Source organism: Sphingobacterium mizutaii (assembly GCF_900187125.1).
GTDB classification, from domain to species: Bacteria; Bacteroidota; Bacteroidia; order Sphingobacteriales; family Sphingobacteriaceae; genus Sphingobacterium; species Sphingobacterium mizutaii.
On record NZ_LT906468.1, the window covers coordinates 1 to 23,861 of the forward strand.

25 protein-coding genes are annotated in these 23,861 nt (G+C 40.3%); 19 read left to right on the forward strand and 6 right to left on the reverse strand.

What is annotated here, in order from left to right:
* Positions 1–1,428, forward strand: a complete 1,428-nt coding sequence (dnaA, locus tag CKW03_RS00005) for a chromosomal replication initiator protein DnaA (RefSeq protein ID WP_093099955.1) — start codon at positions 1–3, stop codon at positions 1,426–1,428.
* Positions 1,429–1,610: 182 nt separating this feature from the next.
* On the opposite strand, the gene CKW03_RS00010 is transcribed toward dnaA, so the two are convergent.
* From CKW03_RS00010 to CKW03_RS00030, 5 genes are all read right to left on the reverse strand, one after another.
* Positions 1,611–1,982 carry a hypothetical protein gene (locus CKW03_RS00010; protein ID WP_093099957.1) on the reverse strand — a complete coding sequence of 124 codons (372 nt, stop codon included), beginning with the start codon at positions 1,980–1,982 and terminating at the stop codon, positions 1,611–1,613.
* A gap of 304 nt (positions 1,983–2,286) precedes the next feature.
* Positions 2,287–3,321, reverse strand: a complete 1,035-nt coding sequence (gene lpxK / locus CKW03_RS00015) for a tetraacyldisaccharide 4'-kinase (RefSeq protein WP_093099958.1) — start codon at positions 3,319–3,321, stop codon at positions 2,287–2,289.
* Positions 3,322–3,323: 2 nt separating this feature from the next.
* Complete coding sequence (locus CKW03_RS00020) at positions 3,324–3,782, reverse strand: gliding motility lipoprotein GldH (RefSeq protein ID WP_093099960.1); 459 nt, start codon at positions 3,780–3,782, stop codon at positions 3,324–3,326.
* A gap of 11 nt (positions 3,783–3,793) precedes the next feature.
* On the reverse strand, positions 3,794–5,074 hold the full coding sequence (locus CKW03_RS00025) for a PSP1 domain-containing protein (RefSeq protein WP_093099962.1): 1,281 nt from the start codon (positions 5,072–5,074) through the stop codon (positions 3,794–3,796).
* A 100-nt stretch (positions 5,075–5,174) separates the two neighbouring features.
* Complete coding sequence (locus tag CKW03_RS00030; RefSeq protein ID WP_093099964.1) at positions 5,175–6,317, reverse strand: DNA polymerase III subunit; 1,143 nt, start codon at positions 6,315–6,317, stop codon at positions 5,175–5,177.
* Between the two features lie 130 nt (positions 6,318–6,447).
* On the opposite strand from CKW03_RS00030, the gene dnaN reads away from it, so the two are divergent.
* The 16 genes from dnaN (at position 6,448) to CKW03_RS00110 (ending at position 20,417) form a co-directional block, all read left to right on the forward strand.
* Entirely contained in the window at positions 6,448–7,569 is a 1,122-nt protein-coding gene (gene dnaN, locus CKW03_RS00035; protein WP_093099966.1) for a DNA polymerase III subunit beta, read from the forward strand.
* Positions 7,570–7,581: 12 nt separating this feature from the next.
* A complete protein-coding gene (locus CKW03_RS00040) occupies positions 7,582–8,238 on the forward strand; it encodes a DedA family protein (protein ID WP_093099968.1) in 657 nt (218 codons plus the stop codon).
* A 104-nt stretch (positions 8,239–8,342) separates the two neighbouring features.
* Positions 8,343–8,993, forward strand: coding sequence for a DedA family protein (locus tag CKW03_RS00045; protein WP_093099970.1), 651 nt, complete (start codon positions 8,343–8,345; stop codon positions 8,991–8,993).
* 59 nt (positions 8,994–9,052) lie between these two features.
* Entirely contained in the window at positions 9,053–9,622 is a 570-nt protein-coding gene (locus CKW03_RS00050; protein ID WP_093099972.1) for a CAP domain-containing protein, read from the forward strand.
* A 38-nt stretch (positions 9,623–9,660) separates the two neighbouring features.
* The gene (locus tag CKW03_RS00055; protein WP_093099974.1) at positions 9,661–10,533 is read left to right on the forward strand and encodes a YicC/YloC family endoribonuclease; all 873 of its coding nucleotides are present in this window, start codon (positions 9,661–9,663) and stop codon (positions 10,531–10,533) included.
* Position 10,534: 1 nt separating this feature from the next.
* Positions 10,535–11,104, forward strand: coding sequence for a guanylate kinase (gene gmk / locus CKW03_RS00060; protein ID WP_093099976.1), 570 nt, complete (start codon positions 10,535–10,537; stop codon positions 11,102–11,104).
* A gap of 1 nt (position 11,105) precedes the next feature.
* Entirely contained in the window at positions 11,106–11,690 is a 585-nt protein-coding gene (nadD, locus tag CKW03_RS00065) for a nicotinate (nicotinamide) nucleotide adenylyltransferase (RefSeq protein WP_093099978.1), read from the forward strand.
* A gap of 105 nt (positions 11,691–11,795) precedes the next feature.
* A complete protein-coding gene (locus CKW03_RS00070; RefSeq protein ID WP_093099980.1) occupies positions 11,796–11,984 on the forward strand; it encodes a CsbD family protein in 189 nt (62 codons plus the stop codon).
* 353 nt (positions 11,985–12,337) lie between these two features.
* Positions 12,338–13,114: a 5'/3'-nucleotidase SurE gene (surE, locus tag CKW03_RS00075; RefSeq protein WP_093099982.1), complete on the forward strand. Its 777-nt coding sequence runs from the start codon at positions 12,338–12,340 to the stop codon at positions 13,112–13,114.
* A 3-nt stretch (positions 13,115–13,117) separates the two neighbouring features.
* Positions 13,118–13,381 (forward strand): hypothetical protein, encoded by a 264-nt coding sequence (locus tag CKW03_RS00080; RefSeq protein WP_093099984.1) that lies wholly within the window; start codon positions 13,118–13,120, stop codon positions 13,379–13,381.
* A 14-nt stretch (positions 13,382–13,395) separates the two neighbouring features.
* A complete protein-coding gene (locus tag CKW03_RS00085; protein WP_093100187.1) occupies positions 13,396–14,265 on the forward strand; it encodes a 1,4-dihydroxy-6-naphtoate synthase in 870 nt (289 codons plus the stop codon).
* A gap of 129 nt (positions 14,266–14,394) precedes the next feature.
* On the forward strand, positions 14,395–17,694 hold the full coding sequence (gene secA / locus CKW03_RS00090; protein ID WP_093099986.1) for a preprotein translocase subunit SecA: 3,300 nt from the start codon (positions 14,395–14,397) through the stop codon (positions 17,692–17,694).
* Between the two features lie 7 nt (positions 17,695–17,701).
* Positions 17,702–18,157 carry an SPOR domain-containing protein gene (locus CKW03_RS00095; protein WP_093099988.1) on the forward strand — a complete coding sequence of 152 codons (456 nt, stop codon included), beginning with the start codon at positions 17,702–17,704 and terminating at the stop codon, positions 18,155–18,157.
* Positions 18,158–18,169: 12 nt separating this feature from the next.
* On the forward strand, positions 18,170–19,360 hold the full coding sequence (locus CKW03_RS00100) for a M20 metallopeptidase family protein (protein WP_093099990.1): 1,191 nt from the start codon (positions 18,170–18,172) through the stop codon (positions 19,358–19,360).
* Between the two features lie 2 nt (positions 19,361–19,362).
* Positions 19,363–19,935 carry a hypothetical protein gene (locus CKW03_RS00105; protein WP_093099992.1) on the forward strand — a complete coding sequence of 191 codons (573 nt, stop codon included), beginning with the start codon at positions 19,363–19,365 and terminating at the stop codon, positions 19,933–19,935.
* The gene (locus tag CKW03_RS00110) at positions 19,932–20,417 is read left to right on the forward strand and encodes a GNAT family N-acetyltransferase (RefSeq protein WP_093099994.1); all 486 of its coding nucleotides are present in this window, start codon (positions 19,932–19,934) and stop codon (positions 20,415–20,417) included. The genes CKW03_RS00105 and CKW03_RS00110 overlap by 4 nt, the downstream gene beginning before the upstream one ends.
* A gap of 79 nt (positions 20,418–20,496) precedes the next feature.
* Here the strand turns inward: CKW03_RS00110 and CKW03_RS20680 are convergent, their stop codons facing one another.
* Positions 20,497–21,804: a M28 family metallopeptidase gene (locus tag CKW03_RS20680; protein WP_093099996.1), complete on the reverse strand. Its 1,308-nt coding sequence runs from the start codon at positions 21,802–21,804 to the stop codon at positions 20,497–20,499.
* A 92-nt stretch (positions 21,805–21,896) separates the two neighbouring features.
* On the opposite strand from CKW03_RS20680, the gene CKW03_RS00120 reads away from it, so the two are divergent.
* On the forward strand, positions 21,897–22,211 hold the full coding sequence (locus tag CKW03_RS00120; RefSeq protein ID WP_093099998.1) for a rhodanese-like domain-containing protein: 315 nt from the start codon (positions 21,897–21,899) through the stop codon (positions 22,209–22,211).
* Between the two features lie 199 nt (positions 22,212–22,410).
* A complete protein-coding gene (locus tag CKW03_RS00125; protein WP_093100000.1) occupies positions 22,411–23,835 on the forward strand; it encodes a Glu/Leu/Phe/Val family dehydrogenase in 1,425 nt (474 codons plus the stop codon).
* The last annotated feature ends 26 nt before the right edge of the window (positions 23,836–23,861 follow it).

Here is a 23,861-nt window from a genome sequence, read left to right on the forward strand (position 1 = left end):
ATGGAAAAAACGTGTACAAGTGTTTGGGAAAGTTGTCTTGCAGTCATAAAAGATAATATACCAACGCAAAGTTTTAAAACATGGTTCGAGCCCGTTAAAGCTGTACGTCTAGAAGGAAACGTTTTAACTATTCAAGTACCAAGTCTGTTCTTCTATGAGTGGTTGGAAGAACATTATGTAGGTATTCTCAGAAAAACAGTTAAAAAATTCTTGGGTGAACAAGGCCGACTGGAATACAACATCGTTGTAGAAAAGTCATCTGCTAACCCACCTTACACCACCAACATTCCATCGAATGGAAACGGTGCTGAGGGAAAGAAGCAATCCATTCCTGTTCCAGTTGCATTGAACAAGAACATCAAAAATCCTTTCGTAATTCCGGGTTTAAAGAAATTACAAGTTGATCCTCAATTAAATCAAAATTATACTTTCGACAATTTTATCGAAGGCGAATGTAACCGTTTGGCTCGTTCAGCTGGATATGCTGTCGCAAATAAACCAGGAGGAACTTCTTTCAACCCTTTGATGGTCTATGGAGATGTGGGTTTAGGTAAAACTCACCTCGCTCAAGCAATCGGTAATGAAATCAAAAGAAACTTACCAGATAAACTGGTAATCTATGTGTCATGTGAAAAGTTCTGTCAGCAATTTGTTGACTCTTTGAAGAATAACACCATCAATGATTTCGTGAATTTTTACCAAGCAATGGATGTAATCATCATGGATGATGTACATAATTTCGCTGGTAAAGAGAAAACACAGGATATATTCTTCCACATTTTTAATCACTTGCACCAAACAGGTAAACAGATCATCTTGACATCTGATAAAGCGCCTAAGGATCTTTCTGGTCTCGAAGAAAGATTATTAAGCCGTTTTAAATGGGGATTATCTGCCGATATTCAAGTTCCAGACCTAGAAACTAGAATGGCAATCCTTAAGAAAAAGATGTATTCAGATGGTATCGAACTACCTGAAAGTGTAGTGGAGTATGTGGCGAATCAGATTGACAACAGTGTCCGAGAATTAGAAGGAGCAATGGTTTCTTTATTGGCTCAATCTACTTTGAACAAGAGAGAGATTGATTTGAACTTAGCAAAGTCGATGTTAAAGAACTTTGTGAAGAACACCCATAAGGAAATCTCAATGGAGTACATCCAAAAACTAGTATGTGAATACTTTGAGGTACCAGTTGAAATGGTTAAATCCAAAGTCCGTAAACGTGAAATCGTACAAGCTAGACAGATTTCAATGTATTTGGCAAAGAACCATACCAAATCTTCATTGAAGTCTATCGGTAATTTCTTTGGCGGTCGTGACCACTCTACCGTAATCTATGCTTGCCAAACTGTAGAAGACCTTATCGAAACGGATAAGAAATTCAAGACGTATGTGCAAGACATCCAAAAGAAATTAAAAGCATCTTAAAAGAACACATTGTAAAGAAAGAAATTGAAAAGCTTGGGAGAACACCCCAAGCTTTTTTATTTTGTTACTATTAGAACATTCTAAATACTATCTACTAAATTCTTTGTCTTCTAAAAAAGCAGAAAAGGGACTGCAGCTACTGCAGTCCCTTTTCTATTTATGAAACATGAATATTAGTTAGATTATTGTACTTGTTTCGGCTCTGGCATAGTAGCTTTTTTCGCTGCGCGAGCTTCTACAATCTTAGCGTACAATGGTTTCTGTTCATCAGTCAACAAATCAGATACTTTTTTATCTAGATCTGAATTCAAAGCTTCAATTTGAGTAGCTTTTGCATCAGCTGCTGCTGTAGTGTCTGCCTTTAAAGCTAATTTTGCTTTTTTGTGCTCTAATACTACGTTATAGATTTGTGCCTGTTGATCTTCTGTCAGGTTCAACTGTTGTGTCCATTCTGTTACAGTTGCTTTTGCTTTTTCTTCAGGATTTACTTCCTGAGCAAATGTTAGAGTTAATGAAAATAATACTGCGGATACTGCTAAAAATAACTTTTTCATGATTTTAATTTTTTTGTTTTAAACTTTATTATTTACTCCGTTTCTGTACAATAAATAACAGCCGAATTGTATCTTTTATTGTATGATTGTATCATGTTTGTTACTTTTTAACATTTCTTAACAAGATAATTCTATCAACTCAGGGTGTTAAAATTATAAGAATAGTGGCTCTGTATATGTTTTAAGCAAGATTCTAGTTAAATTCTAATTATTTCAGTTGAATTGAAAAAATATTACAATATGTGACAAAAAAGAAAAAGCTATCTGATATCAGGTAGCTTTCATTTGTCGTTATTTGATAAATTTAGGATTGAATCTTTTCTAGTGAAGAGTCTAATTCTAGAAAAAACTCATTCTCATTTTCAATTAAGATATCAATGGGAATATAATAAGTAGGTATATCCTTCAACCTTTCCATATCCAATCGTTGTGCGTCCTTTTCAGTAGTCAACAAGACAGCATCTTTATTTTCATTTAACTTCTCGAACCTTCCAATGATTACTTTATAGTCAAAGTCATCAAAATTATGGTGATCCGCAAATTTTAAATGCTTCAGTTTTATTCCTTGGCCGCTTAGCTGCTGTACAAGTGGTTTGGGGTTTGCTATTCCCGTGACAAGCAAGATATTCTTTTTGGATATAGGACGCTCAATATCAGTATTATTTAAGGAAATCCATTCTTTATAACCAATCCGGCTGTAATAAATGCTTGCTGTACTATTATGTTTCCTAATCTTTTCCTGGATCTTTAATTTGTTTTCAAAGGGGATATAATCAGGACATTTGCTAATTAATATAAGATTAGCCCTTTTGGTCTGATTGAAGGTATCTCTGTATTGGCCAGTGGGCAATAGAAAGATTGGCTCGAGGATAGACTGGTATTCAAATACCAAGATAGAAGTGCTAGGTTTTACTTTTCTATGCTGATAGGCATCATCTAAAAGGATAAGGTCATGGTCCTTACTTAGTATTTCTATACCTTCTACCCTATTTTCATCCACTGATATGGTGATATCAGGAAAGTTCTTTTTGAATTGCAAAGGCTCATCCCCAACATTTTCGACTAAGTCATCCACTTGCACCAAACGGAAACCTTTAGTTTTCCTTCCATAGCCCCTACTCAAGGTAGCGACCTTGTATTTGTTTCTGAAGTGATCGATTAGTTTTTGGGTCAAGGGGCTTTTTCCGGCGCCTCCAACTGCCAAATTACCAATGACAATAGTCTTGACGTCAAAAGTCTTAGAAGAGAGGATATTTAGGTCATAAAGCTTGTTTCTTACCCAAATAATAAAGGTATAGAGGATGGTAAAGGGAAGCAACAACCACCTTAATAGCTGCATATCTATTTCTTGATTAACTTGATTCCAACATCGTTTATTCCCCTCAAAGGATTATCACGCATGTTCTGTTGGATTGAAAATACATATTTTCCCGTATCCGGAAAAGTAAAATTCTCCTGTAGCAGTTTGGTCTGCTCATAGAGGTTACCAGCCGAAGCGCCGATCCAACGACCATCAGTTTCTGCCAATTTGATGTCAAAGTGGGCACTGCTGTCTTGAATTCCTAAACCTTTTTGCTTGATTCCAAAGGAAAAATTGGAGTATGGATAGTAGGCGGTATGCCTTAGGTTGATAAACAGATCGAATTTATCTTGTTTATTTTTTACATCTACCTCAAAATGAGGTTTAAAACCGTTATCCCAGAGTTGACCCGGGATAACGGAATTTCTTTCATAGAATGCCCCTTCCTGACAGGAGGTCAGCAAAAGAACAACAATAGCTATGAATACAGTTCTATGCATAGGATTAGTACTTAACCCTCAGAATTATTGTCTTTGTTTTTGTTATTGAAACGTCTATTCTTGTTCTGCGGCCTTCTTTTGTTGGTTTTTTGGCCTTCTCCAGCTTCCGAATTTCCATTGTTTTCCTTCGGCTTAGGCTGATTATTGCCATTATTCTGTGGCTTTTTCTCAGCTTTTGGCTTTTGGTTGCCTTGATCAGGACCTTGTTTCTGTCCATTCTCAGGCTTTCCAGGGTTACGTTTTGGTTTGCGTTTCTTTTTCTTTCTATTGCGTTCATCAAGGCGGGTCAAACTATCTTGACCAACGACATTTTCATAGTCCGGAATAGCCACATTGATGATTTCCTCTTTTTCAGGAATGATCAACTCTTGCGGTTTCTTGCCTTGAGCGTTCATTTCAGCAAATTCTTTTACCTGCTGCACAGATAGAGGAATCCATGATTCTGCATGTGGGTATGAAAACCACATGGTCTTCTTGAAGATATCTGTTTTCTGCAAGTAAGCCATACCAGAATGCGTTTCAATACGGTCGATATTATTAGGAATATCCTTTAAAGCATCCATATAACTGTCCAATTCATAGTTCAGACAGCATTTCAATTTACCGCATTGTCCTGCAAGTTTCAAGGTATTCAAGGAAAGGTTCTGATACCTAGCCGCGGAGGTAGACACCGTTTTGAAGTCCGTAAGCCATGTCGAACAACACAACTCACGTCCACAAGAACCAATACCTCCCAATCGACTAGCTTCCTGGCGCATCCCGATCTGTCTCATCTCGATACGAATACGGAAAGCTTCCGCCATTCTCTTGATTAGTTCTCGGAAATCCACGCGGCCTTCTGCTGTATAGTAGAAGGTAGCCTTTGTCTTATCACCTTGATAATCTACGTCAGAAATCTTCATGGAGAGCCCTAGCTCCAGTGCCAAATTACGGGCACGGTGCATGGTTTCCCATTCAAGATCCTTTGCAAGATTATACTTGGCAACATCATTTTCTGTCGCCTTTCGGTATACTTTTTTAACAACGTCGTCAGGTTTAACGTTGTTCTTTTTCAATTGTAGTCTTACCAATTCGCCGGTCAACGAAACGTGGCCTATGTCATATCCGCCTGTATTAGGCTCCACAACCACCATTTCTCCCATTTCAAGGTATAAATTGTCCGTATTTATAAAAAACTCTTTTCTGGAGCCTTTAAAACGAACTTCTACAATATCAAAAGGTTTATAGTTAGATGGCAAGTCCATATCGACTAACCAATCGTAAACATCCAATTTATTACATCCGCTGGTCATGCACGTACCGTTGTTATTGCAACCTGCTGGTACTGTGCCTAGTGATTTACTTCCGCAACCACCCCCGGATGAGCAACTGCCACATCCCATATGTCTAAAATTATATATATTGAGTTCCCGTTGGGAACGTATTGTATTTAAATAATAAAACTAACTGCAAAGATAAATCTAAAAATAATATTTTAGGATTTGCGTTTCTTTCAACAGAATAATGCGTTTTTTCCAGCATTTCTATAGCAACCTGCAACTTTTCCAAGCTACTGATCTCGCTGAATTTTTTCACGAACTCCAATTCTGCATTCTTTAGAAAGACTAATTGATCCAGCCCTTGGTTTAAAAGCACGATCTGTCTGAGCACATTTATGCTGTACAACAAGAACAGTTTTTGGTTCTCACGGCCTAATTTGCTGATTTCATCATCACAGATCTGAATAATGTTCAAACCGGCATCCGTCACGATGCACCTCAACCAGCGGATCAGCAGGTCAAAGTTTTCGTTAGAAGACTCTTCCAATTGGTCCAAGGCCGATTGCATGTTTCCGTCGGCGATAAAAGCCATTTCGTTAGCACGCACAGGATCCACGTTTTTCTTTTCGATCAGGTATTGCATTAATTCCTCATGAGAAAGCTTGTTGACTTTCATCAATTGCGTCCTCGAGATAATCGTATTCAAGATCTTATCCTGATTTTCCGCCACCAACAAAAACAAAGTCTTGGCAGGAGGTTCCTCGATCAGCTTCAACAGAGCATTTCCCTGCGTATCGAGATATTCCGGCAACCACATGATCAGAACCTTATATTCGGCTTCGAAAGCTTTCAGACTTAGTTTCTTGATGATATCATGGGCTTCTGCAATATTGATGTTTGCCTGTTTGTTTTCCGCCTCCAATTGATTTCGCCAATGGCTCAAGCTCAGATATGGGTTTTCAAGGAATGCCTTTCGCCAATCTTCCATATAAGTGCTTGCCGTTTCATCCGCTTTTTTCGCAAAGAAAGGATAAGAAAAGTGTAAGTCAGGGTGAATCAATTTCTCGTATTTTAGGCATGAGGGACAATGTCCACAGCTATCGTCGGCTTGGGGCTGTTCACAATTGATAAACTGCGCATAGGCTAGGGCCAAAGCCAAACTACCAGATCCTTCTGGACCTAGGAACAGTTGAGCGTGACTTACTCGATTTTCTCTTACCGTTGAAATAAGATGATGTTTGAGTGCCTGATGGCCTACGATATTTTTAAATTGCATACCTAATCTTACAAATGTACAAATTTTAATGCAGTGCTTTTTAATGTTTATGCAGCTGAACTCGAATTTGAATAGCAAATAATTAGATTCTTTTCTGTATTATTGCAATAAAATCTATTAGCTAAAAGAAATGAGATTTATTGTATCTACATCTATATTACTTAAACAATTACAAGCTATTAGTGGCGCCTCTAGCTCCAGCACGGTGCTACCAATCCTAGAAAACTTCTTGTTTGAAATCAAGGACAACCTCCTGACCATCTCCGCAACGGATTTGCAAACCAGCATGGTTACCACCCTTCAGATCGAAGCCAAGGAAGAAGGACGCGTCGCTATGCCATCAAAAATCTTGATCGAGACGTTAAAAACTCTTCCGGATCAGCCTGTGGCGTTCTCAGTAGATACTAAAACTCTAGCTATCGAGATTTCTGCCGGAGACGGTAAATACAAGCTTAGTGGTGAAAACGCAGACGACTTCCCGAAAATCCCTGTAGTAGAGAATATTTCGACCGTAAATATCGCTGCTCCGATTTTGTTGGAAGCGATCAACAAAACCATTTTTGCAGTCAGCAATGACGAACTTCGCCCGGCCATGTCAGGTGTATTAGTTCAGTTGGCGGAACAATCAACCACCTTTGTTGCCACAGATGCACATAAATTGGTTCGTTATCGCCGTACTGATGTAGGTGCTGATAAGCCTACCTCCATCATCTTGCCTAAAAAAGCACTTACTTTATTAAAATCATCTCTTCCTTCGGATGATGTGAATGTTTCAATAGAGTACAACAATACCAACGCTTTCTTCCAATTCGGAACCATCAACTTAATCTGTAGATTGATCGATGAGCGTTATCCAGATTACGAAGCCGTAATCCCTCGTTTAAACCCGAATAAACTGACCGTAGACCGTTCCTTGTTTTTGAACACCTTACGCCGTGTGGTTATTTTTGCAAACAAAACAACCCACCAAGTAAGATTGAAGATCTCAGGAAGCGAATTGCACATCTCTGCTGAAGATTTGGACTTCTCCAATGAAGCACACGAGCGCTTGAGCTGTCAGTTTGAAGGCGAAGACATGGAAATTGGATTCAACGCTAAGTTCTTGGTAGAAATGTTGAATAACTTAAACTGCGAAGAGGTGGTCTTGGAAATGAGTACACCAAATCGTGCCGGTTTATTAGTACCAGCTATCAAGGAAGAACACGAAGACATCTTGATGTTGGTGATGCCAGTCATGTTGAACAATATTTAATAGCTCAAAACTTTGGATTTAATTTATTCCCTAATTGACTTTATCCTCCATATTGATGATCATTTGGTGGAAATCGTCAATAACTATCAGACTTGGACCTATTTGATCCTGTTTCTGATCATTTTTGCCGAAACTGGTCTTGTTGTTACTCCATTCTTACCTGGAGACTCTCTTTTATTTGCTACTGGCGCTATCATCGCCAAACCTGAAACAGATCTGAACGTCTTTTTGATGTGGGGTTTGTTGATGGTGGCAGGAATATTAGGCGATTTGGTGAACTACCATATCGGAAAATACATCGGACCGAAAGCCTTTTCAGGGAAATATAAATTCCTAAAGAAAGAATACTTGGATAAAACAGAGAAGTTCTACGAAAAATACGGCGGCAAGACCATTATCTACGCCCGCTTTGTACCGATCGTTAGGACCTTTGCCCCATTTGTAGCCGGTGTAGGCTCTATGTCTTACGCCAAATTTGCTTCATACAATATTATCGGAGCTATTTTATGGGTAACATCATTCCTTTTCATTGGATACTTCTTCGGAGGCCTTCCAATTATCAAGGACAACTTTACCTTAGTGGTATTCGCCATCATTATCTTGTCAATACTGCCTCCAATCATTGAGGTGATCAAAGAAAAATACGGAAAGAAAAAGGAAGCTGAATAAGCTTCCTTTTCTCTTTTATGCCCCTTATTATAGAATCAAAATCATATTCATAGAAAAGAATTAGCTTGGTGTAATTCTTGCTGTTGAAAATCGAATTTGAAAACATGGAATTAATTTCAACCCTGATCGACTTTATTCTTCATATCGACAAGCATTTGATCGATATCACCCAGGAATATCAAACTTGGACCTACCTGATCCTCTTCCTGATCATCTTTGCAGAAACAGGATTGGTTGTCGCTCCTTTCCTTCCCGGGGACTCTGTCCTATTCGCCATGGGTGCCCTGATCGCAAAACCGGAAACGAACCTTAGCCTTTGGCTCATGTTAGTCCTGTTGATTGCGGCGGCCATTATCGGCGATTTTGTCAACTATGAAATAGGAAAACATTTTGGACAGCGGGTCTTTACGAAGGACTCCAGGATCTTCAAGCTATCTTATCTCGAAAAAACACAAGGCTTTTATAACAAATATGGACTCAAGACCATTATTTATGCCCGCTTTGTGCCCATTGTCCGCACCTTTGCACCATTTGTTGCCGGCGTAGTCAAGATGCCTTATTCCAAATTCGGTCTTTACAATATCGTTGGTGGTGTTTTATGGGTAACGATGTTTTTGTTGGGCGGCTATTTCTTCGGACAGATCCCTTTTGTCAAGAACAATTTTTCCATTGTCGTACTTGCCATAATCGGTATCTCCCTTTTACCCCCTATAATTGAGGTCATTAAAGAAAAGAGTAGCAAAAAATCAGCTTAAATCCTAAAATCTGTTTAAACGTTGAGTTTATTCCGAAGTCTCTATCCTTAAAGACAGCTATGAGATATATTTTATTTGCCTTTATCATTTGGGCACAGCCTATCTTGGCCCAGAACATCAAAATCGACAGACGCGAAGCGAAGAAAGCTTACCAATACCTCAATGAATTTCGGATGAACCCCAAGAAATATGGTCGCGAAATCCGGGTGAACAATCTTAGAAATGTAAAACAGACCCGCTTGGTCTGGAATGATCAATTGGCAAAAGTAGCTGAGGAACGGGCAAAAGATATGGCCAGAAGGAATTACTTTGACCATACCGACCCAAGCGGTTACGGACCAAATTACCATATCAATAAGGCTGGATATTACCTAAATCCAGATTGGCTGAAGAAAAAAAGCACCAATAATTTTGAATCCATCGGAGCCAACCACGAGACCGCGATTGATGGCATCAAATCCTTTATCATTGGCCGCGGATCGCCCGGTTTTATGCACAGGAAGCATGTTTTAGGGATGGATGAGTGGAACGGATCACTGAAGGACATAGGCATCGGTTTCGTCCGGGTGAAGCGTGGTGCAGCCTATAAAACCTACCTATGCGTGATAATCGCCAAACATGATTGGTAAATAAATCGTTCTTTTCTGTAAGTTTTTTACCTTTGCATATGATAAAATCGATGACAGGTTACGGTATGGGGACCGCAGAAAACGGAACCGTGAAATATACCGTAGAGATCAAATCCTTAAATTCTAAGTTCTTGGAACTTAACCTACGCCTACCAAAAGCTGTTTCAGACAAGGAATTGGTGCTTCGTGGTGAATGCAGCAAACTGATTGAACGCGGTAAGGTAAATATCAACATCAGCACCGAATATGTTGACCAAACCGCAAAGGCAGCAAGTATCAACGCAGATTTATTAAAAGAATACTATAGACAATTGCAGGATATTGCTTTCCAATTGGGTGATACCAAAGCCAATCTGTTTGAGCAAGCCTTGAATATGCCTGAAGTGATCAGCCATGATGATGAGGTGGACGAAGCAGAAGGCAAGGTTTTAATGGATTCCTTCTATGCTGCTGTAAAGCAGTTCAACAGCTTTAGAGCTGATGAAGGAGCTGTCCTTAAAAAAGATCTAGAATACCGCGTTTCCTTGATTTTATCATACCTAACCGAAGTAGAAGCTGTTGAAGGAAGCCGTATCCCATTGATCCGTGAGCGAATCAACCAATATATGGAAGAAGCTGTGGGCAAAGAGAATGTAGACATGAACCGTTTCGAACAAGAATTGGTATTCTACATCGAGAAGCTAGATATCACAGAAGAGAAAGTTCGCCTTCGCTCCCACTGCAATTATTTTGTTGAAGCCTTGAACAGCCAAGATTCCAATGGTAAAAAACTAGGGTTTATTTCCCAGGAGATGGGACGTGAAATCAATACCCTAGGTTCAAAAGCCAACAATGCCCAGATCCAACAGATCGTCGTGAAAATGAAGGATGAGCTGGAAAAGGTAAAAGAACAATTATTAAACGTACTATAGCATGAGCGGAAAACTGATTATTTTTTCTGCTCCATCTGGGGCAGGGAAAACGACTATCGTTAGAAGATTATTAGAAAAACATAGCGATAAGATCGCCTTCTCTATCTCTGCAAGCACCCGTCAACCTCGTGGTGCCGAAGTAAATGGCGTCGACTACTATTTTATTTCCAAAGAAGATTTCTTGCATAAAGTAGCCAAGCACGAATTCATAGAATTCGAAGAGGTATACTCGGGAACTTTCTACGGTACCCTGAGATCCGAAGTAGAACGCATCTGGAACGAAGGCAAACACGTGATCTTTGATATCGATGTGGTGGGTGGTCTTCGTTTGAAATCTAAATTCCCGGAACAGGCACTTGCCATTTTCGTAAATCCACCATCCCTAGGGGTCTTGAAAGAAAGATTGACAGGAAGAGGAACGGATTCACAAGAAAAATTGAACGAACGTTTTGCAAAAGCAGAACATGAATTGAGCTTTGCCGACAAGTTTGATGTGATCCTTCAGAACAACGATCTGGAAACAGCCTGTGCAGAAGCAGAAAAACTGGTTATAGATTTTATCAATTCATAATATGGCGAAGAGTAAAGTTGGATTGTTCTTTGGTTCCTTTAATCCTGTCCATATCGGACATTTGATTATTGCCAATTATATGGCCAACTATACTTCTTTGGACGAGGTCTGGTTCATCGTATCCCCTCAGAATCCCTTTAAGGAGAAAAAGAGCCTGGGAAACATGTATGATCGCCTGGAGATGGTCAATCTGGCCATTGAGGGCTCAGATAAACTTCGTGCGAGCGATATTGAGTTCTCTTTGCCACAACCATCCTATACCATTGATACCCTTACCCATCTGACAGAAAAGTATCCTACGAAGGAATTTATCCTGATCATGGGAGAAGACAATCTCCAAGGTTTATTGAAATGGAAAAATGCCGATATCCTGCTTCGTGATTATAAAATCGTAGTCTATCCAAGACCGGGCTATGATGGCGGCGATTTAAAGAACCATCCTTCCATCAGCATGACCGATACCCCAGTGATGGAGCTGTCATCCACTTTCTTGAGGAATGCTATCAAGGAAGGGAAATCCATTAAATTCTATACCCCCGATTCGGTCATTGATTTTATCGACAAAAAAGGCCTTTACTCCTCCTAATTCCACTTTTTAACGTACTTTATTAAAAAAATAAATTTTTAAAAACCATTTTTTGAACTTCCTGTTTATCGTATATATAACTTTAATTATAGGAGGAAAATCAAAATGGATAAATTAGATTTAAAAGGTAAATGGAACGAATTAAAAGGAAAAATCAAACAACAATACGCTGAGTGGACAGATGATGATTTAGCTTACGAAGAAGGAAAAGATGACGAGTTATTAGGCAAATTGCAACAGAAACTTGGTAAATCAAGAGAAGAAGTAATTGACTGGTTGAACAAACTAGGTTAATGTAATAAATAGGAAGTGGAAGGTCGACAGCATGTCGACCTTCTTCTTTTTAAGGGAAAAGATAAAAAACAAACCAATAATCAGGCCTTTTTAGCAAGATATTCATAGCACTTTTAACTGAGTCTTGTTCGAGACATATTCGAGAGAGTTCTTCAAAATTCAAGCTTGCCCCGAATATGGGTAAAACAAGGTCAAAGGATAAATAAATTGCCTCAGCAGGTATCCTAGAAGATGGCGTAATCAAGGCAAATAGCGATTATAAGCCATTGGCTTAATGGAAACCTATTGAATCTTTAACATCTTCATGATTTAGCGAGGCTGATAATGAAACCATATTTTACTAACTTAGCACTATGACAAAAAAGAAACCCACCATATTGGTTGTAAATGATGATGGTATAACTGCACCCGGAATAAAAGTTCTTTTAGAGGTGATGCAAGAAATTGGAGATGTGGTGGTTGTTGCACCAGACAGTCCACAGTCGGGAATGGGTCATGCCATTACGATTGGCAAGCCATTGCGCTTGGATAAGATCGACCTGTATCCGGGGGTTGAGATGTACAAATGCTCGGGTACGCCTGTTGACTGCGTCAAATTGGCTGTCAACAAGATCTTTAAGGGCAAGAAACCCGACCTTTGTGTATCAGGCATCAATCATGGCTTGAATTACTCGATCAATGTGCTGTATTCTGGAACCATGTCTGCCGCCGTGGAAGGAGCTATCGAAGGCATTCCATCCATTGGTTATTCCTTAGATGATTTCGCTTACAATGCTGATTTTTCCCATACCCGTTCATGGGTGAAGACTATTGCTGAGCAGGTATTGAAGAATGGACTACCTAAAAACTCCCTTTTGAACGTGAATTTTCCAAATAAGAGCGTAGAGATCAAGGGAATCAAAATCTGTAGACAGGCAAATGCCAAATGGTTTGAGGAGTTTGATGAGCGTTTGGATCCGTATAATAGGGAATATTTCTGGATGACCGGCAAGTTTGACCTTCAGGACCGTGGGGAAGATACCGACGCTTATGCGATCATCAATGGTTTTGTTTCCATTGTACCGACGCAGTTCGATATGACGGCACACCATGTGATTCCGGAGTTGAATTCTTGGTCATTTGATAATTAATACATGAAAAACAGTCTTCTTGTGGGTTTGCTATTGGGCCTGGTTTGTCCATTGATAGCATTTTTGGCGATGAAATTTACCAATATCCAATCGCAGGTTTTTCCTGATAAACCGACCGGTCTATATGTTATAGCGGCAGCGATCAACTTAGTGGGTTGCTGGATCAGCTATAAAAAAGATCGAGATCAGTTAGGAAACGGTTTGGTATTGGCTACCTTTTTGGGAATGATACTTTTGGTGCTGACCAAGAACATCAGCATCTTTTAAAATTGAAAGAAAGCATGGAACTAACTTTGGGTTTTTCGCCCTGTCCTAACGATACCTTTATATTTGATGCCTTAATCCATAACAAAATCGATTGCGAAGGCTTACAGTTTCACGTGGAATACCACGATGTGGAGACCCTGAATGCCAAAGCTTTCCGGGGCGATCTGGACATTACAAAATTGAGCTATCATGCATTTGCTTATGCGGTAGAGGATTATGAACTTTTAGATTCAGGATCTGCACTGGGTTTTGGTGTAGGGCCATTGTTGATCTGTAAAGATGCGGACTTGGCAAAAGAATTGGCCGGATATGCTGGCCAGGACTTGCCCGAGAAGTTCAAAGAGCTGAAGGTGGGTATCCCGGGTAAGTTTACCACGGCAAATTTCTTGTTGAGCTTGGCCTTCCCCGGTCTGTTGAACAAGCAGGTGATGCTGTTTTCAGAAATTGAAAAGTCACTTTTGGACGGAAGCATCGATATTGGCCTGATTATCCATGAGAATAGGTTTACCTATATGGATAAAGGGCTGCACAAAATCGTTGATTTGGGCGATTATTGGGAAAAGACAACCGGCTCAGCAATTCCCTTGGGTGGAATCGTGATCAAGAGGTCGCTTCCCGAAGAGGTCAAGCAGAAGGTCAACAGGTTGATTTCGGAGAGTGTCAGGTTTGGATTTGACCATCCTAAGTCAGGTTTGGACTATATCCGCTCCCATGCCCAGGAAATGGAGGAATCAGTGATGTACAAGCATATCGAGCTCTATGTAAACCAGTATTCCGAAAACCTTGGCGAAGAGGGAAAAAAGGCCATCCAGCAGATGTTTGAAAAGGCATTGGAACTCAACTTAGTGCCTAGTACAGAGAAAAACATATTTTTAATAAAATAATTAACAAAAAAGAATCAGGAAAGCATTAGTTATCAACCTTAATAATTAAATTTGCCCGATTAATGTCAAAATGTCTGCTTATTTGATTTGGAGTCATTATTGTACATGCGAATAGAGAAATAGAAAATTATGTTAAAGTTTTTAAGCAAGTTATTTGGTAGTAAGTCCGAAAGAGATGTTAAGGGAGTACAGCCATTAGTAAATAAAATCAAGGAAGAATACGAGAAATTATCCGCTTTGACGCATGATGAGCTACGTGGCAAGACCTTGGATTTTAAACAAAGAATCAGCAACTATTTGCAAGACATCGACAATGAAATCAACGGTCTGAAGCAAGAAGCTGAGGCTACGGAGGACATGGAGCTTAAAACTTCAACCTACGACAAGATTGACAAATTGACAAAAGATCGCGACAAGAAGCTTGAGGAAGTATTATTGGAAATATTACCTGAAGCTTTTGCTGTTGTTAAGGAGACTGCTCGTCGCTTTACAGAAAATAAAGAAATTGAGGTTACGGCTTCGCAATTCGATAGAGATATCGCTGCCCGTAAACCGAACGTAAGCATTGAAGGGGACAAAGCCATTTGGAAGAACACCTGGATCGCTGCTGGTTCTGAAGTTACTTGGAACATGGTTCACTACGACGTACAGTTGATCGGTGGTATCGTGTTGCACCAAGGAAAGATCGCCGAGATGTCTACGGGTGAAGGTAAAACCTTGGTAGGAACTTTACCTACTTACTTGAACGCATTGGCGGGTCAAGGTATCCACATCGTAACGGTGAACGATTACTTGGCACGTCGTGACTCGGAATGGAACGGTCCTATCTTCGAATTCCATGGAATGAGTGTTGATTGTATCGACAAATACCAACCGAACTCGCCACAACGCCGTCAGGCTTATATGAGCGACATCGTTTATGGTACAAATAACGAGTTTGGTTTTGACTATTTGCGCGACAACATGACGAACACCAAAGAATCAATGGTTCAGCGCAAATTGCACTTTGCCATGATCGATGAGGTGGATTCGGTATTGATCGATGATGCTCGTACGCCATTGATTATCTCTGGTCCGATCCCAATGGGCGATCAACATGAGTTCTACCAATTGAAACCAAGGATCGAGCGTTTGGTAAATGCACAGAAAGCATATATCAATACGGTTTTGAACCAAGCGAAGAAAGCAATTGCGGATAATGACACCGACCCTGAAAAAGGGGGGTTAGCTTTATTCCGTGCTTACCGTGGTTTGCCAAAGAACAAAGCATTAATTAAGTATCTATCTGAAGGTAACCACCGTCAGATCCTACAAAAAGTAGAAAACTACTATATGCAAGAGCAAAACCGTCATATGCCTAAGGCAGATGCGGAACTGTTCTTCGTAATCGATGAGAAAAACAATCAGGTTGAACTTACAGAAAAAGGTATTGAGTTGATCACTGCAACAGGCGAGGATCCAAACTTCTTTATCCTTCCGGATGTAGGTACAGAGATTGCTGAAATCGAAAAATCAGATATTCCTGTTGAGGAAAAAGCGCAGAAAAAAGAAGAATTGATGCGTGATTACTCGATCAAAGCAGAGCGTATCCACTCCATCAACCAATTGTTAAAAGCTTATACCCTATTTGAGATCGATGATCAATATATCGTTGATGAGGGCAAGGTTAAGATCGTTGATGAGCAAACGGGTCGTATCATGGATGGTCGTCGTTATTCAGACGGATTACACCAAGCGATCGAGGCGAAAGAGAACGTAAAGGTAGAGGATGCAACCCAAACTTATGCAACCATTACTTTACAGAACTACTTCCGTATGTACCATAAGCTATCGGGAATGACCGGTACAGCATCAACAGAGGCTGGTGAGCTTTGGGAAATCTACAAATTGGATGTGGTTGAAATTCCAACGAACAAAGTTATTCAACGTGATGACCGTCAAGATTTGATCTACCGTACGGCACGTGAGAAATACAATGCGGTAGCACAAGAAATCCAGACCTTGACAGAACAAGGCCGTCCAGTATTGGTCGGTACGACGTCGGTTGAGATTTCGGAGTTATTGAGCCGTATGTTGAAGTTACGCGGTGTAAAACACAACGTATTGAACGCGAAACTTCACCAAAAAGAAGCAGATATCGTTGCAGAAGCAGGTCGTCCGGGCCAAGTAACCATTGCTACCAACATGGCAGGTCGTGGTACGGATATTAAGCTTACCCAAGAGGTAATCAATGCAGGTGGTTTAGCGATCATCGGTACTGAGCGCCATGAGTCTCGTCGTGTTGACCGTCAGTTAAGAGGTCGTGCAGGACGTCAAGGGGACCCAGGTTCATCTCAATTCTTCGTGTCATTAGAAGATCCATTGATGCGCTTATTCGCTTCAGAGCGTATTTCTAACCTGATGGTTAAAATGGGTGTTGAAGATGGCGAGGTAATGCAACACGGTATGTTGACCAAATCTATCGAGCGTGCACAACGTAAGGTAGAGGAAAACAACTTTGGTACACGTAAGCACCTTTTGGAGTACGATGACGTGATGAACTCTCAACGTACCGTAATCTATACTAAACGTAAGAACGCATTGTTCGGAGAGCGTTTAGATGTAGATTTGAACAATACGATCTATGATGTAGTTGAAGATGTGGTATTGGAGGCAAAAGAGGACAATTCATTTGATGAATTCCAAATCGAAGTGATCCGCGTATTTGCAATCAACCCAGAAATTACACAAGAAGAATTTGCAAGTGAATCAGCAACCACTTTGGTTGACAAATTATTCGATCAAGTAATCAATTATTACCACCGCAAGGCTGTAAACATCGCTGAGCAGACTTTACCAGTATTGACAAATGTCCTTGCTGAGCGTGGTGGTATGATAGAAAATATCATTGTTCCTTTTACAGATGGAATTCGTGGCATTCAAGTTGCTACAAATTTGCAAAAAGCTGTAGAAAGTAAAGGTAAAGACGTTTTCAAATCATTTGAGAAAGGCATTGTTCTAGCTTTAATTGATGAGGCATGGAAAGAGCACCTTCGTGAGATGGATGATTTGAAACAATCTGTACAGAACGCGCGTTACGAGCAAAAAGACCCGATCATTATCTATAAAATGGAGGCTTACAACTTGTTTAAGACAATGTTGGCCGGCATGAACAAAGATATTGTTAGCTTCTTGTTCAAAGGCGAGATTCCTGGACAGCAGCAAGAACCTCAAAACATTCAAGCAGCACGCCCAGAAGCGCCAAAGGTAAAAGTTAAAGAAACAAAAGAAGAGTTAAGTTCTCCAACTGGAGTATCGGAAGAGGACCTGAATACACAGGAAGCTCAAGTTACCCAACCTATCCGTAAGGATCAGGCCATTGGAAGAAATGATGAATGTCCTTGTGGTTCTGGGTTGAAGTATAAAAACTGTCACGGAAAACAAGGTTAATTAAAAAATGAAATACAAAGGATTTATAGTTAGCTTCTTGATGCTGTTCGCCATCGTATCAGTATCAAAGGCACAAGAGAACAAAGTAATTGTTGAAAAGGATTCTTTAATTGGACTTTTACAAGAATTCCGTTCATTCTATGCTTTAAATCCTACCGCCAGTAAGACGGTAAGTCTGGAGCCTAAAACCATTGATAAATCACGCGCAACCCGTGTGAAGGTCCGTGGTTTTAGGGTTCAGATCTTTTCTGGTTCTAGCCGCAGGGATGCTGAAAACGTACAGCGTAGTTTCCAAAGCCAGAATTCAGATATCAATGCTTACCTAGACTATGTAGAACCAAACTATAGGGTCAAAGTAGGCGACTTTACAAGCCGTTCCGCAGCTACGGAATATATGAGACAGCTTCGCGGCAGATACAATAATGTATTTGTCTTTGTCGAAGATGTCTGGACATGGCAATAGTGGAGGATCAACATGCCAATATCAAAACAAAGAATTCAAGATTTAGCCCAATCTTACTTTCAAGACACGGTAAACAACAGAAGGTTTCTACATCAGAATCCTGAATTGTCTTTTGAGGAATACAATACCTCGGCATTTATCAAACAAGAGCTGACCGACCTAGAGATTCCATTCGAATCCATGGCCAATACTGGTGTTGTAGCCCTGATCAAAGGCGATTTACCTTCTGATAAAGTACTAGCTCTGAGAGCAGATATGGATGCACTTCCGATCACAGAGGTGGAAGGAAGATCTTATGGCTCCAAGAATGTAGGTGTAATGCATGCCTGTGGGCATGATGTACATACCTCATCATTATTGGGTGTGGCTAAGATATTGAACGATTTGAAACCTGAATTTGGCGGAACCTTGAAGCTTATCTTCCAACCGGGAGAAGAAAGGTTACCGGGAGGCGCTTCCTTGATGATCAAGGAAGGGGTATTGCAAAATCCAGAACCTCAAGGGATAGTGGGGCAGCACGTCATGCCCTTTATAGAGGCCGGGAAAGTTGGTTTCCGCTCTGGTAAATATATGGCATCCTGCGACGAATTGTTTATGACGGTTCGTGGAAAAGGAGGTCATGGTGCACAACCCCATCAAAATATAGACCCTATCGCTATTACAGCGCAGATCATATCCGCTATGCAGCAGATCGTGAGCCGTGTTGCCGATCCGAGGACCCCTTCGGTATTGTCTTGGGGCAAGATCATTGGAAATGGCGCTACGAACGTAATCCCTGAAGAGGTGTACCTGGAAGGTACTTTCAGGACCTTTGACGAAAAGTGGAGAGCGGAAGCCCATGAGAAAATGCATAAGATGGCTGTTGGTATTGCAGAAGGTATGGGTGCCAGCTGTGATTTTGAAATCAGAAAAGGTTATCCTTTCTTGATCAATGAGCCTAAGATTACAGAAGCTGCCCGTTCGTACGCACAGGATTACCTAGGCCATGAGAATGTGGTTGAGCTTGATCTATGGCCAGCAGCAGAGGATTTTGCCTATTATTCCCAAGAAACAAATGCTTGTTTCTATAGACTGGGAACGGGTAACCAAGCCAAGGGTATTCAGTCGGCAGTGCACACTTCGACCTTTGATATCGACGAAACCGCACTTCAAACCAGTATTGGTCTGATGTCCTATATTGCTCTGCGTCATTTAGGAGAATAATTATGTCTTCCCATCACATCGTTCGAGAGAATCAAGAACCAGCTTTGTTCATCGCAAATCCTGATTGCTTGGTTGATGAATATTTAAACCAAATCTTGGAGTGGAGTCCGACCATTATTACGCTGGCAGACCATTACGAATCCTTAAAAGCACGTGAAATTAAGATCGATGTGGTTCTGGACAATCTAGGATTGGAACCCAATATCCTTGAAGAACATATTACCCTTATCCCCTATTCAGGCCCTTATATTGAACCCTTATTTGCTTATCTACAAGAGAAAAGCAATTTTGCGGTGAATATCCTGACTGAAAAGCTGGAGATCAATCCATATTTGCCCTATTTAGGCGATTTCAACATCAATCTTATCAGGAACGAGGGTAGAAGCCTTTTTGTGAAAAAGTACGAGAAATGGCTTCCAAAAGGCTTTAATTTGTATGTTGAACATTACGAGGGAAATTTGGGTGAAGGACATAACCTAAAACCATTGGAAAACAATGTATTTGCTGTCGCAAGCGATGGTTTTGTTTCCATTCCGCAGCAAGGGTCCTATTTTATTATATCTGAAGAGCTATGACCGAGATCAGACAAGCCAACATAGAGGATGCAGCATTAATCCATGATCTAGCTCATGCCATTTGGTATCCTACCTACGAAAATATCCTTTCGAAGAAACAGATCGATTTCATGTTGGATAAGATGTATTCAGTGGAAGTATTGAGTACAGCAATCCAAAACAATACTGCTTTTCATCTTTTGTATGAAGAGAAAAATGCAGTAGGTTTTATTGGCATTGTGCCCAAGGGAGAGCTTTTAAGAATCGAAAAGATTTATCTATTGCCAAGCACTCAAGGTAAGGGCTATGGAAAGCAATTGATCGATTATGCTGCGCAAGAGGCAAAGAAATTGGGTTTAGATACTTTGGAACTAAACGTGAACCGCTCCAACAATGCCTATCAATTTTATTTGAAACAAGGCTTTGAAGTAATCCAAGAGGTTGATATCCCCTATTATGAGTTTACGCTAGATGATTACGTGATGCGCAAGAAGCTGGATTAACAGAAATAAATTTCATACAAGATATAAACAGAAAAAGACGGCCCAATGGACCGTCTTTTCTTGTTTTACTTTGAAATTCTTAATCTCTAAGCTTCTCCACCCTACTTGGGGTCTGAGTTCCATTGATAATTCCAATTGCACCCGTTGCGATAGCTTCAATACTGGATTTAATATTGTTGATATCCAAAGTTTCCACTTCGTCATTTACGGTGTGGTAATATTGGTCTTTATCGATCTGGGAGGTTGAGAAGGTATGTGCAGGCACGCCTAAAGCCGCCAAAACAGCATTATCGCTGCGGTAGAATAGATTTTGGGTGGTATATGGGTCTGGATGGAAGGTGAAAGCAGAACCCTTAAGATTCTCTTGCATCAATTTACCTAGGTCAGATGCGCTATAGCCTGTAATATACAAGCTATTAGGGCCAAACTTAGAATCCTTTCCGATCATTTCGATATTGATCATGGCGACTACTTTTTCCGGATCGATATTGTTGGAGAAGTATTTAGAGCCAAACATTCCGATTTCTTCCGCAGTGAAAGCAACAAAGATGATGGTTCTTTCATTGTTGTTCAATTTCTTGTAATATCTCGCTAATTCGATCATCGCTGTTGTGCCGGATGCATCATCATCAGCGCCATTTGCAATGGAATCTCCTTCTACAGCAGGTAAGATACCGATATGGTCATAATGGCAAGAAATCACTACATATTCATCGGGTTTAGATTTACCAGGAAGGACAGCAGCCACATTAAACATATCGAACTCTTCTGTTTTGCGGGTCTGTTTGATTTCATGGCTTCCCGGTAATTCATCAGCTATGATAAAAACCTTAGGGCTTCCAGCAGCTTTTTCCTGGCCCTTGATTACAATGCTCTCGCGATTGTAGATTCTTTTGAAACGAGCCAAAAATGGAGCATGTTTCTTATCCACCAATACGATCACCTTATTTGGGTTCTGTTGAACGACTTCCCTAAATTTTTGAGAAAAATCGTCTTCTGCCGAAATCTTAATGGTTTCTACGGAAGGGGTATTTTGGGTAATGGCTTCGTCTAAATTGCCTACGATCAAAAATTCATCATCCTTTAGTTTTTTATCCCCTAAGGTCACGCTTTGTTCAGTCACCCTGCCACGGTTAACTAGAAAGGATTGGCGGAAGTTATCACCTTCATACGGTTTAAGGCCAATATCTTTGAATTCTGCGGCGATAAAGTCTGCTGCTTTGCCAATATCAGCTAGATTTAAAGCCGATCGACCTCTCATATCGTCAGAAGCAAGGGTATTCAAGATTCTGGAAATATTTTCCGTGCTTGTAATCTGCTTTTGCTGAGCGGAGCTCATTTGGAATAAAAAGCCAGAAAATACGAGTGCTAAGAATAGTTTTTTCATGAATAAAATGTTTGTGATGAAATTAACAAAAATTCTATATTATTGGCAGGGCCTTTGATTCTAAATTTTATATATTTGATAAAAAGCTTACTATGAAAGAAATTAGCGTTCAAGAATTAAAGGACATGATGGATCACAACGTTGAGTTTCAGTTGATCGACGTTCGTGAGCCTTTTGAATATGAAGTATCGAACCTGAATGGGGTGAACATTCCATTATCAGGAGTTGTGATTGAGTCTGAAAAGATTTCAAAAGATATTCCGGTGGTTATCCACTGCCGTTCAGGGAAGCGTAGTGCTCAGGCTGTTATGCTTTTAGAACAAGAAGGTTACACGAATTTATCCAACCTACAAGGCGGAATTTTAGCTTGGAAAGAAGCTTTTGATCCGGAGATGGATGTTTATTAAGAAACAGTAAATCAATAAAAAGCTCAAGGATTCCTTGAGCTTTTTATTTTTAGGGCAATTTATTGCTTAAATAATAATTTTGAGCACCTATCTTTAGAATATATTTAAAAATAATGTTTTTATTTTCTTGCCTATTATTAAAATATTAAAAGAGCTAACTTTATAGTATTATTCCAAGAATAAACAAAAACATATTTTTATGTCAAATCAATCAAACACAACTTTCAGCTTCTTTCAAGGAGTGGGTCGGAATTTTGATAAAGCGGCCAAGTTCACCAAGTTTTCCCCTGGCATCCTAGAACAAATCAAAGCATGTAATTCCATCTTGCGCGTTCGATTTCCAGTTAAGATCGGCGATAATGTGGAAGTAATAGAAGCATATCGTGTACAGCATTCACATCATAAGCTGCCTTGTAAAGGTGGTATCCGTTTCAGCATGGAAGTGGATCAGGATGAAGTGATGGCGTTAGCATCTTTAATGACCTATAAATGTGCCATAGTAAACGTTCCGTTTGGTGGTGCTAAAGGAGGTGTGAAAATCGATGCCAAGAAGTATTCAGAGTATGAATTAGAAAAAATTACCCGTCGCTACACGACGGAATTGGTTAAAAAGAACTTTATTGGACCAGGAACGGATGTGCCGGCGCCAGATTATGGTACCGGAGCACGTGAAATGAGCTGGATCGTGGATACCTATACGACATTGAACCCGAATGAAATCAATGCACAAGCTTGTGTAACCGGAAAACCGGTTTCTCAAGGTGGGGTAAGAGGCCGTACTGAGGCCACTGGATTAGGGGTGTTCTTTGGGGTGAAGGAGGCTTGTAAGATTGAAGAGGATATGGCCAAGTTGGGATTGACTACAGGAGTTGAAGGCAAGAAAGTAATTGTACAAGGTTTAGGAAATGTGGGTTACCATGCTGCTAAATATTTTCAAGAAGGAGGTTCGATCCTTGTTGGTTTGATCGAATATGAAGGTGCGATCTATAATGAAAATGGTTTAGACCTAGAAGAAGTTGTTGCACATAGAAAGGCAACAGGTTCTATCTTGAATTTCCCTGGTGCAACCAATATTGAAGAGTCTGCAAAAGGTTTAGAACAACCATGTGATATCTTGATTCCGGCAGCCTTGGAATCTGTGATCAATGGCGATAATGCGGAAAGAGTACAAGCGCAAATCATTGGCGAGGCAGCAAATGGGCCATTGACACCTGAAGCTGATGAGGTATTTAATAGAAAAGGGAAATTAGTGATCCCGGATATCTATTTAAATGCTGGCGGGGTTACCGTTTCTTATTTTGAATGGTTGAAAAACTTAAGCCATGTGCGCTATGGTCGTCTTGAAAAGAGATTCAGCGAAAACATGTATGCTGAAATCTTGAATATCATCGAGTCCATGACCAACCAAAAGGTTTCCAAGTTGGAGCGTAAGATCATTTTGAGAGGTCCAGATGAGGTTGACTTGGTGTATTCAGGTCTTGAGGACACCATGATTGGTTCCTACCATGAAATCCATCAGATCTGGAAAAGCATGGATGGGGTTGAAGACCTGCGGACAGCAGCATTTATCTGTGCGATCAACAAAGTTGGAGAATCCTATAAGGAATTGGGTATCTTCCCATAAACGAGGACGGGATTTTATCCTTAACT

Excerpts from the sequence above, each read along its gene's own strand:
- dnaA (WP_093099955.1), top strand. The coding sequence starts at position 1 with ATGGAAAAAACGTGTACAAGTGTTTGGGAAAGTTGTCTTGCAGTCATA.
- CKW03_RS00010 (WP_093099957.1), bottom strand. The coding sequence starts at position 1,982 with ATGAAAAAGTTATTTTTAGCAGTATCCGCAGTATTATTTTCATTAACT.
- lpxK (WP_093099958.1), bottom strand. The coding sequence starts at position 3,321 with ATGCAGCTATTAAGGTGGTTGTTGCTTCCCTTTACCATCCTCTATACC.
- CKW03_RS00020 (WP_093099960.1), bottom strand. The coding sequence starts at position 3,782 with ATGCATAGAACTGTATTCATAGCTATTGTTGTTCTTTTGCTGACCTCC.
- CKW03_RS00025 (WP_093099962.1), bottom strand. The coding sequence starts at position 5,074 with ATGACCAGCGGATGTAATAAATTGGATGTTTACGATTGGTTAGTCGAT.
- CKW03_RS00030 (WP_093099964.1), bottom strand. The coding sequence starts at position 6,317 with ATGCAATTTAAAAATATCGTAGGCCATCAGGCACTCAAACATCATCTT.
- dnaN (WP_093099966.1), top strand. The coding sequence starts at position 6,448 with ATGAGATTTATTGTATCTACATCTATATTACTTAAACAATTACAAGCT.
- CKW03_RS00045 (WP_093099970.1), top strand. The coding sequence starts at position 8,343 with ATGGAATTAATTTCAACCCTGATCGACTTTATTCTTCATATCGACAAG.
- CKW03_RS00050 (WP_093099972.1), top strand. The coding sequence starts at position 9,053 with ATGAGATATATTTTATTTGCCTTTATCATTTGGGCACAGCCTATCTTG.
- CKW03_RS00055 (WP_093099974.1), top strand. The coding sequence starts at position 9,661 with ATGATAAAATCGATGACAGGTTACGGTATGGGGACCGCAGAAAACGGA.
- gmk (WP_093099976.1), top strand. The coding sequence starts at position 10,535 with ATGAGCGGAAAACTGATTATTTTTTCTGCTCCATCTGGGGCAGGGAAA.
- nadD (WP_093099978.1), top strand. The coding sequence starts at position 11,106 with ATGGCGAAGAGTAAAGTTGGATTGTTCTTTGGTTCCTTTAATCCTGTC.
- CKW03_RS00070 (WP_093099980.1), top strand. The coding sequence starts at position 11,796 with ATGGATAAATTAGATTTAAAAGGTAAATGGAACGAATTAAAAGGAAAA.
- surE (WP_093099982.1), top strand. The coding sequence starts at position 12,338 with ATGACAAAAAAGAAACCCACCATATTGGTTGTAAATGATGATGGTATA.
- CKW03_RS00080 (WP_093099984.1), top strand. The coding sequence starts at position 13,118 with ATGAAAAACAGTCTTCTTGTGGGTTTGCTATTGGGCCTGGTTTGTCCA.
- CKW03_RS00085 (WP_093100187.1), top strand. The coding sequence starts at position 13,396 with ATGGAACTAACTTTGGGTTTTTCGCCCTGTCCTAACGATACCTTTATA.
- secA (WP_093099986.1), top strand. The coding sequence starts at position 14,395 with ATGTTAAAGTTTTTAAGCAAGTTATTTGGTAGTAAGTCCGAAAGAGAT.
- CKW03_RS00095 (WP_093099988.1), top strand. The coding sequence starts at position 17,702 with ATGAAATACAAAGGATTTATAGTTAGCTTCTTGATGCTGTTCGCCATC.
- CKW03_RS00100 (WP_093099990.1), top strand. The coding sequence starts at position 18,170 with ATGCCAATATCAAAACAAAGAATTCAAGATTTAGCCCAATCTTACTTT.
- CKW03_RS00105 (WP_093099992.1), top strand. The coding sequence starts at position 19,363 with ATGTCTTCCCATCACATCGTTCGAGAGAATCAAGAACCAGCTTTGTTC.
- CKW03_RS00110 (WP_093099994.1), top strand. The coding sequence starts at position 19,932 with ATGACCGAGATCAGACAAGCCAACATAGAGGATGCAGCATTAATCCAT.
- CKW03_RS20680 (WP_093099996.1), bottom strand. The coding sequence starts at position 21,804 with ATGAAAAAACTATTCTTAGCACTCGTATTTTCTGGCTTTTTATTCCAA.
- CKW03_RS00120 (WP_093099998.1), top strand. The coding sequence starts at position 21,897 with ATGAAAGAAATTAGCGTTCAAGAATTAAAGGACATGATGGATCACAAC.
- CKW03_RS00125 (WP_093100000.1), top strand. The coding sequence starts at position 22,411 with ATGTCAAATCAATCAAACACAACTTTCAGCTTCTTTCAAGGAGTGGGT.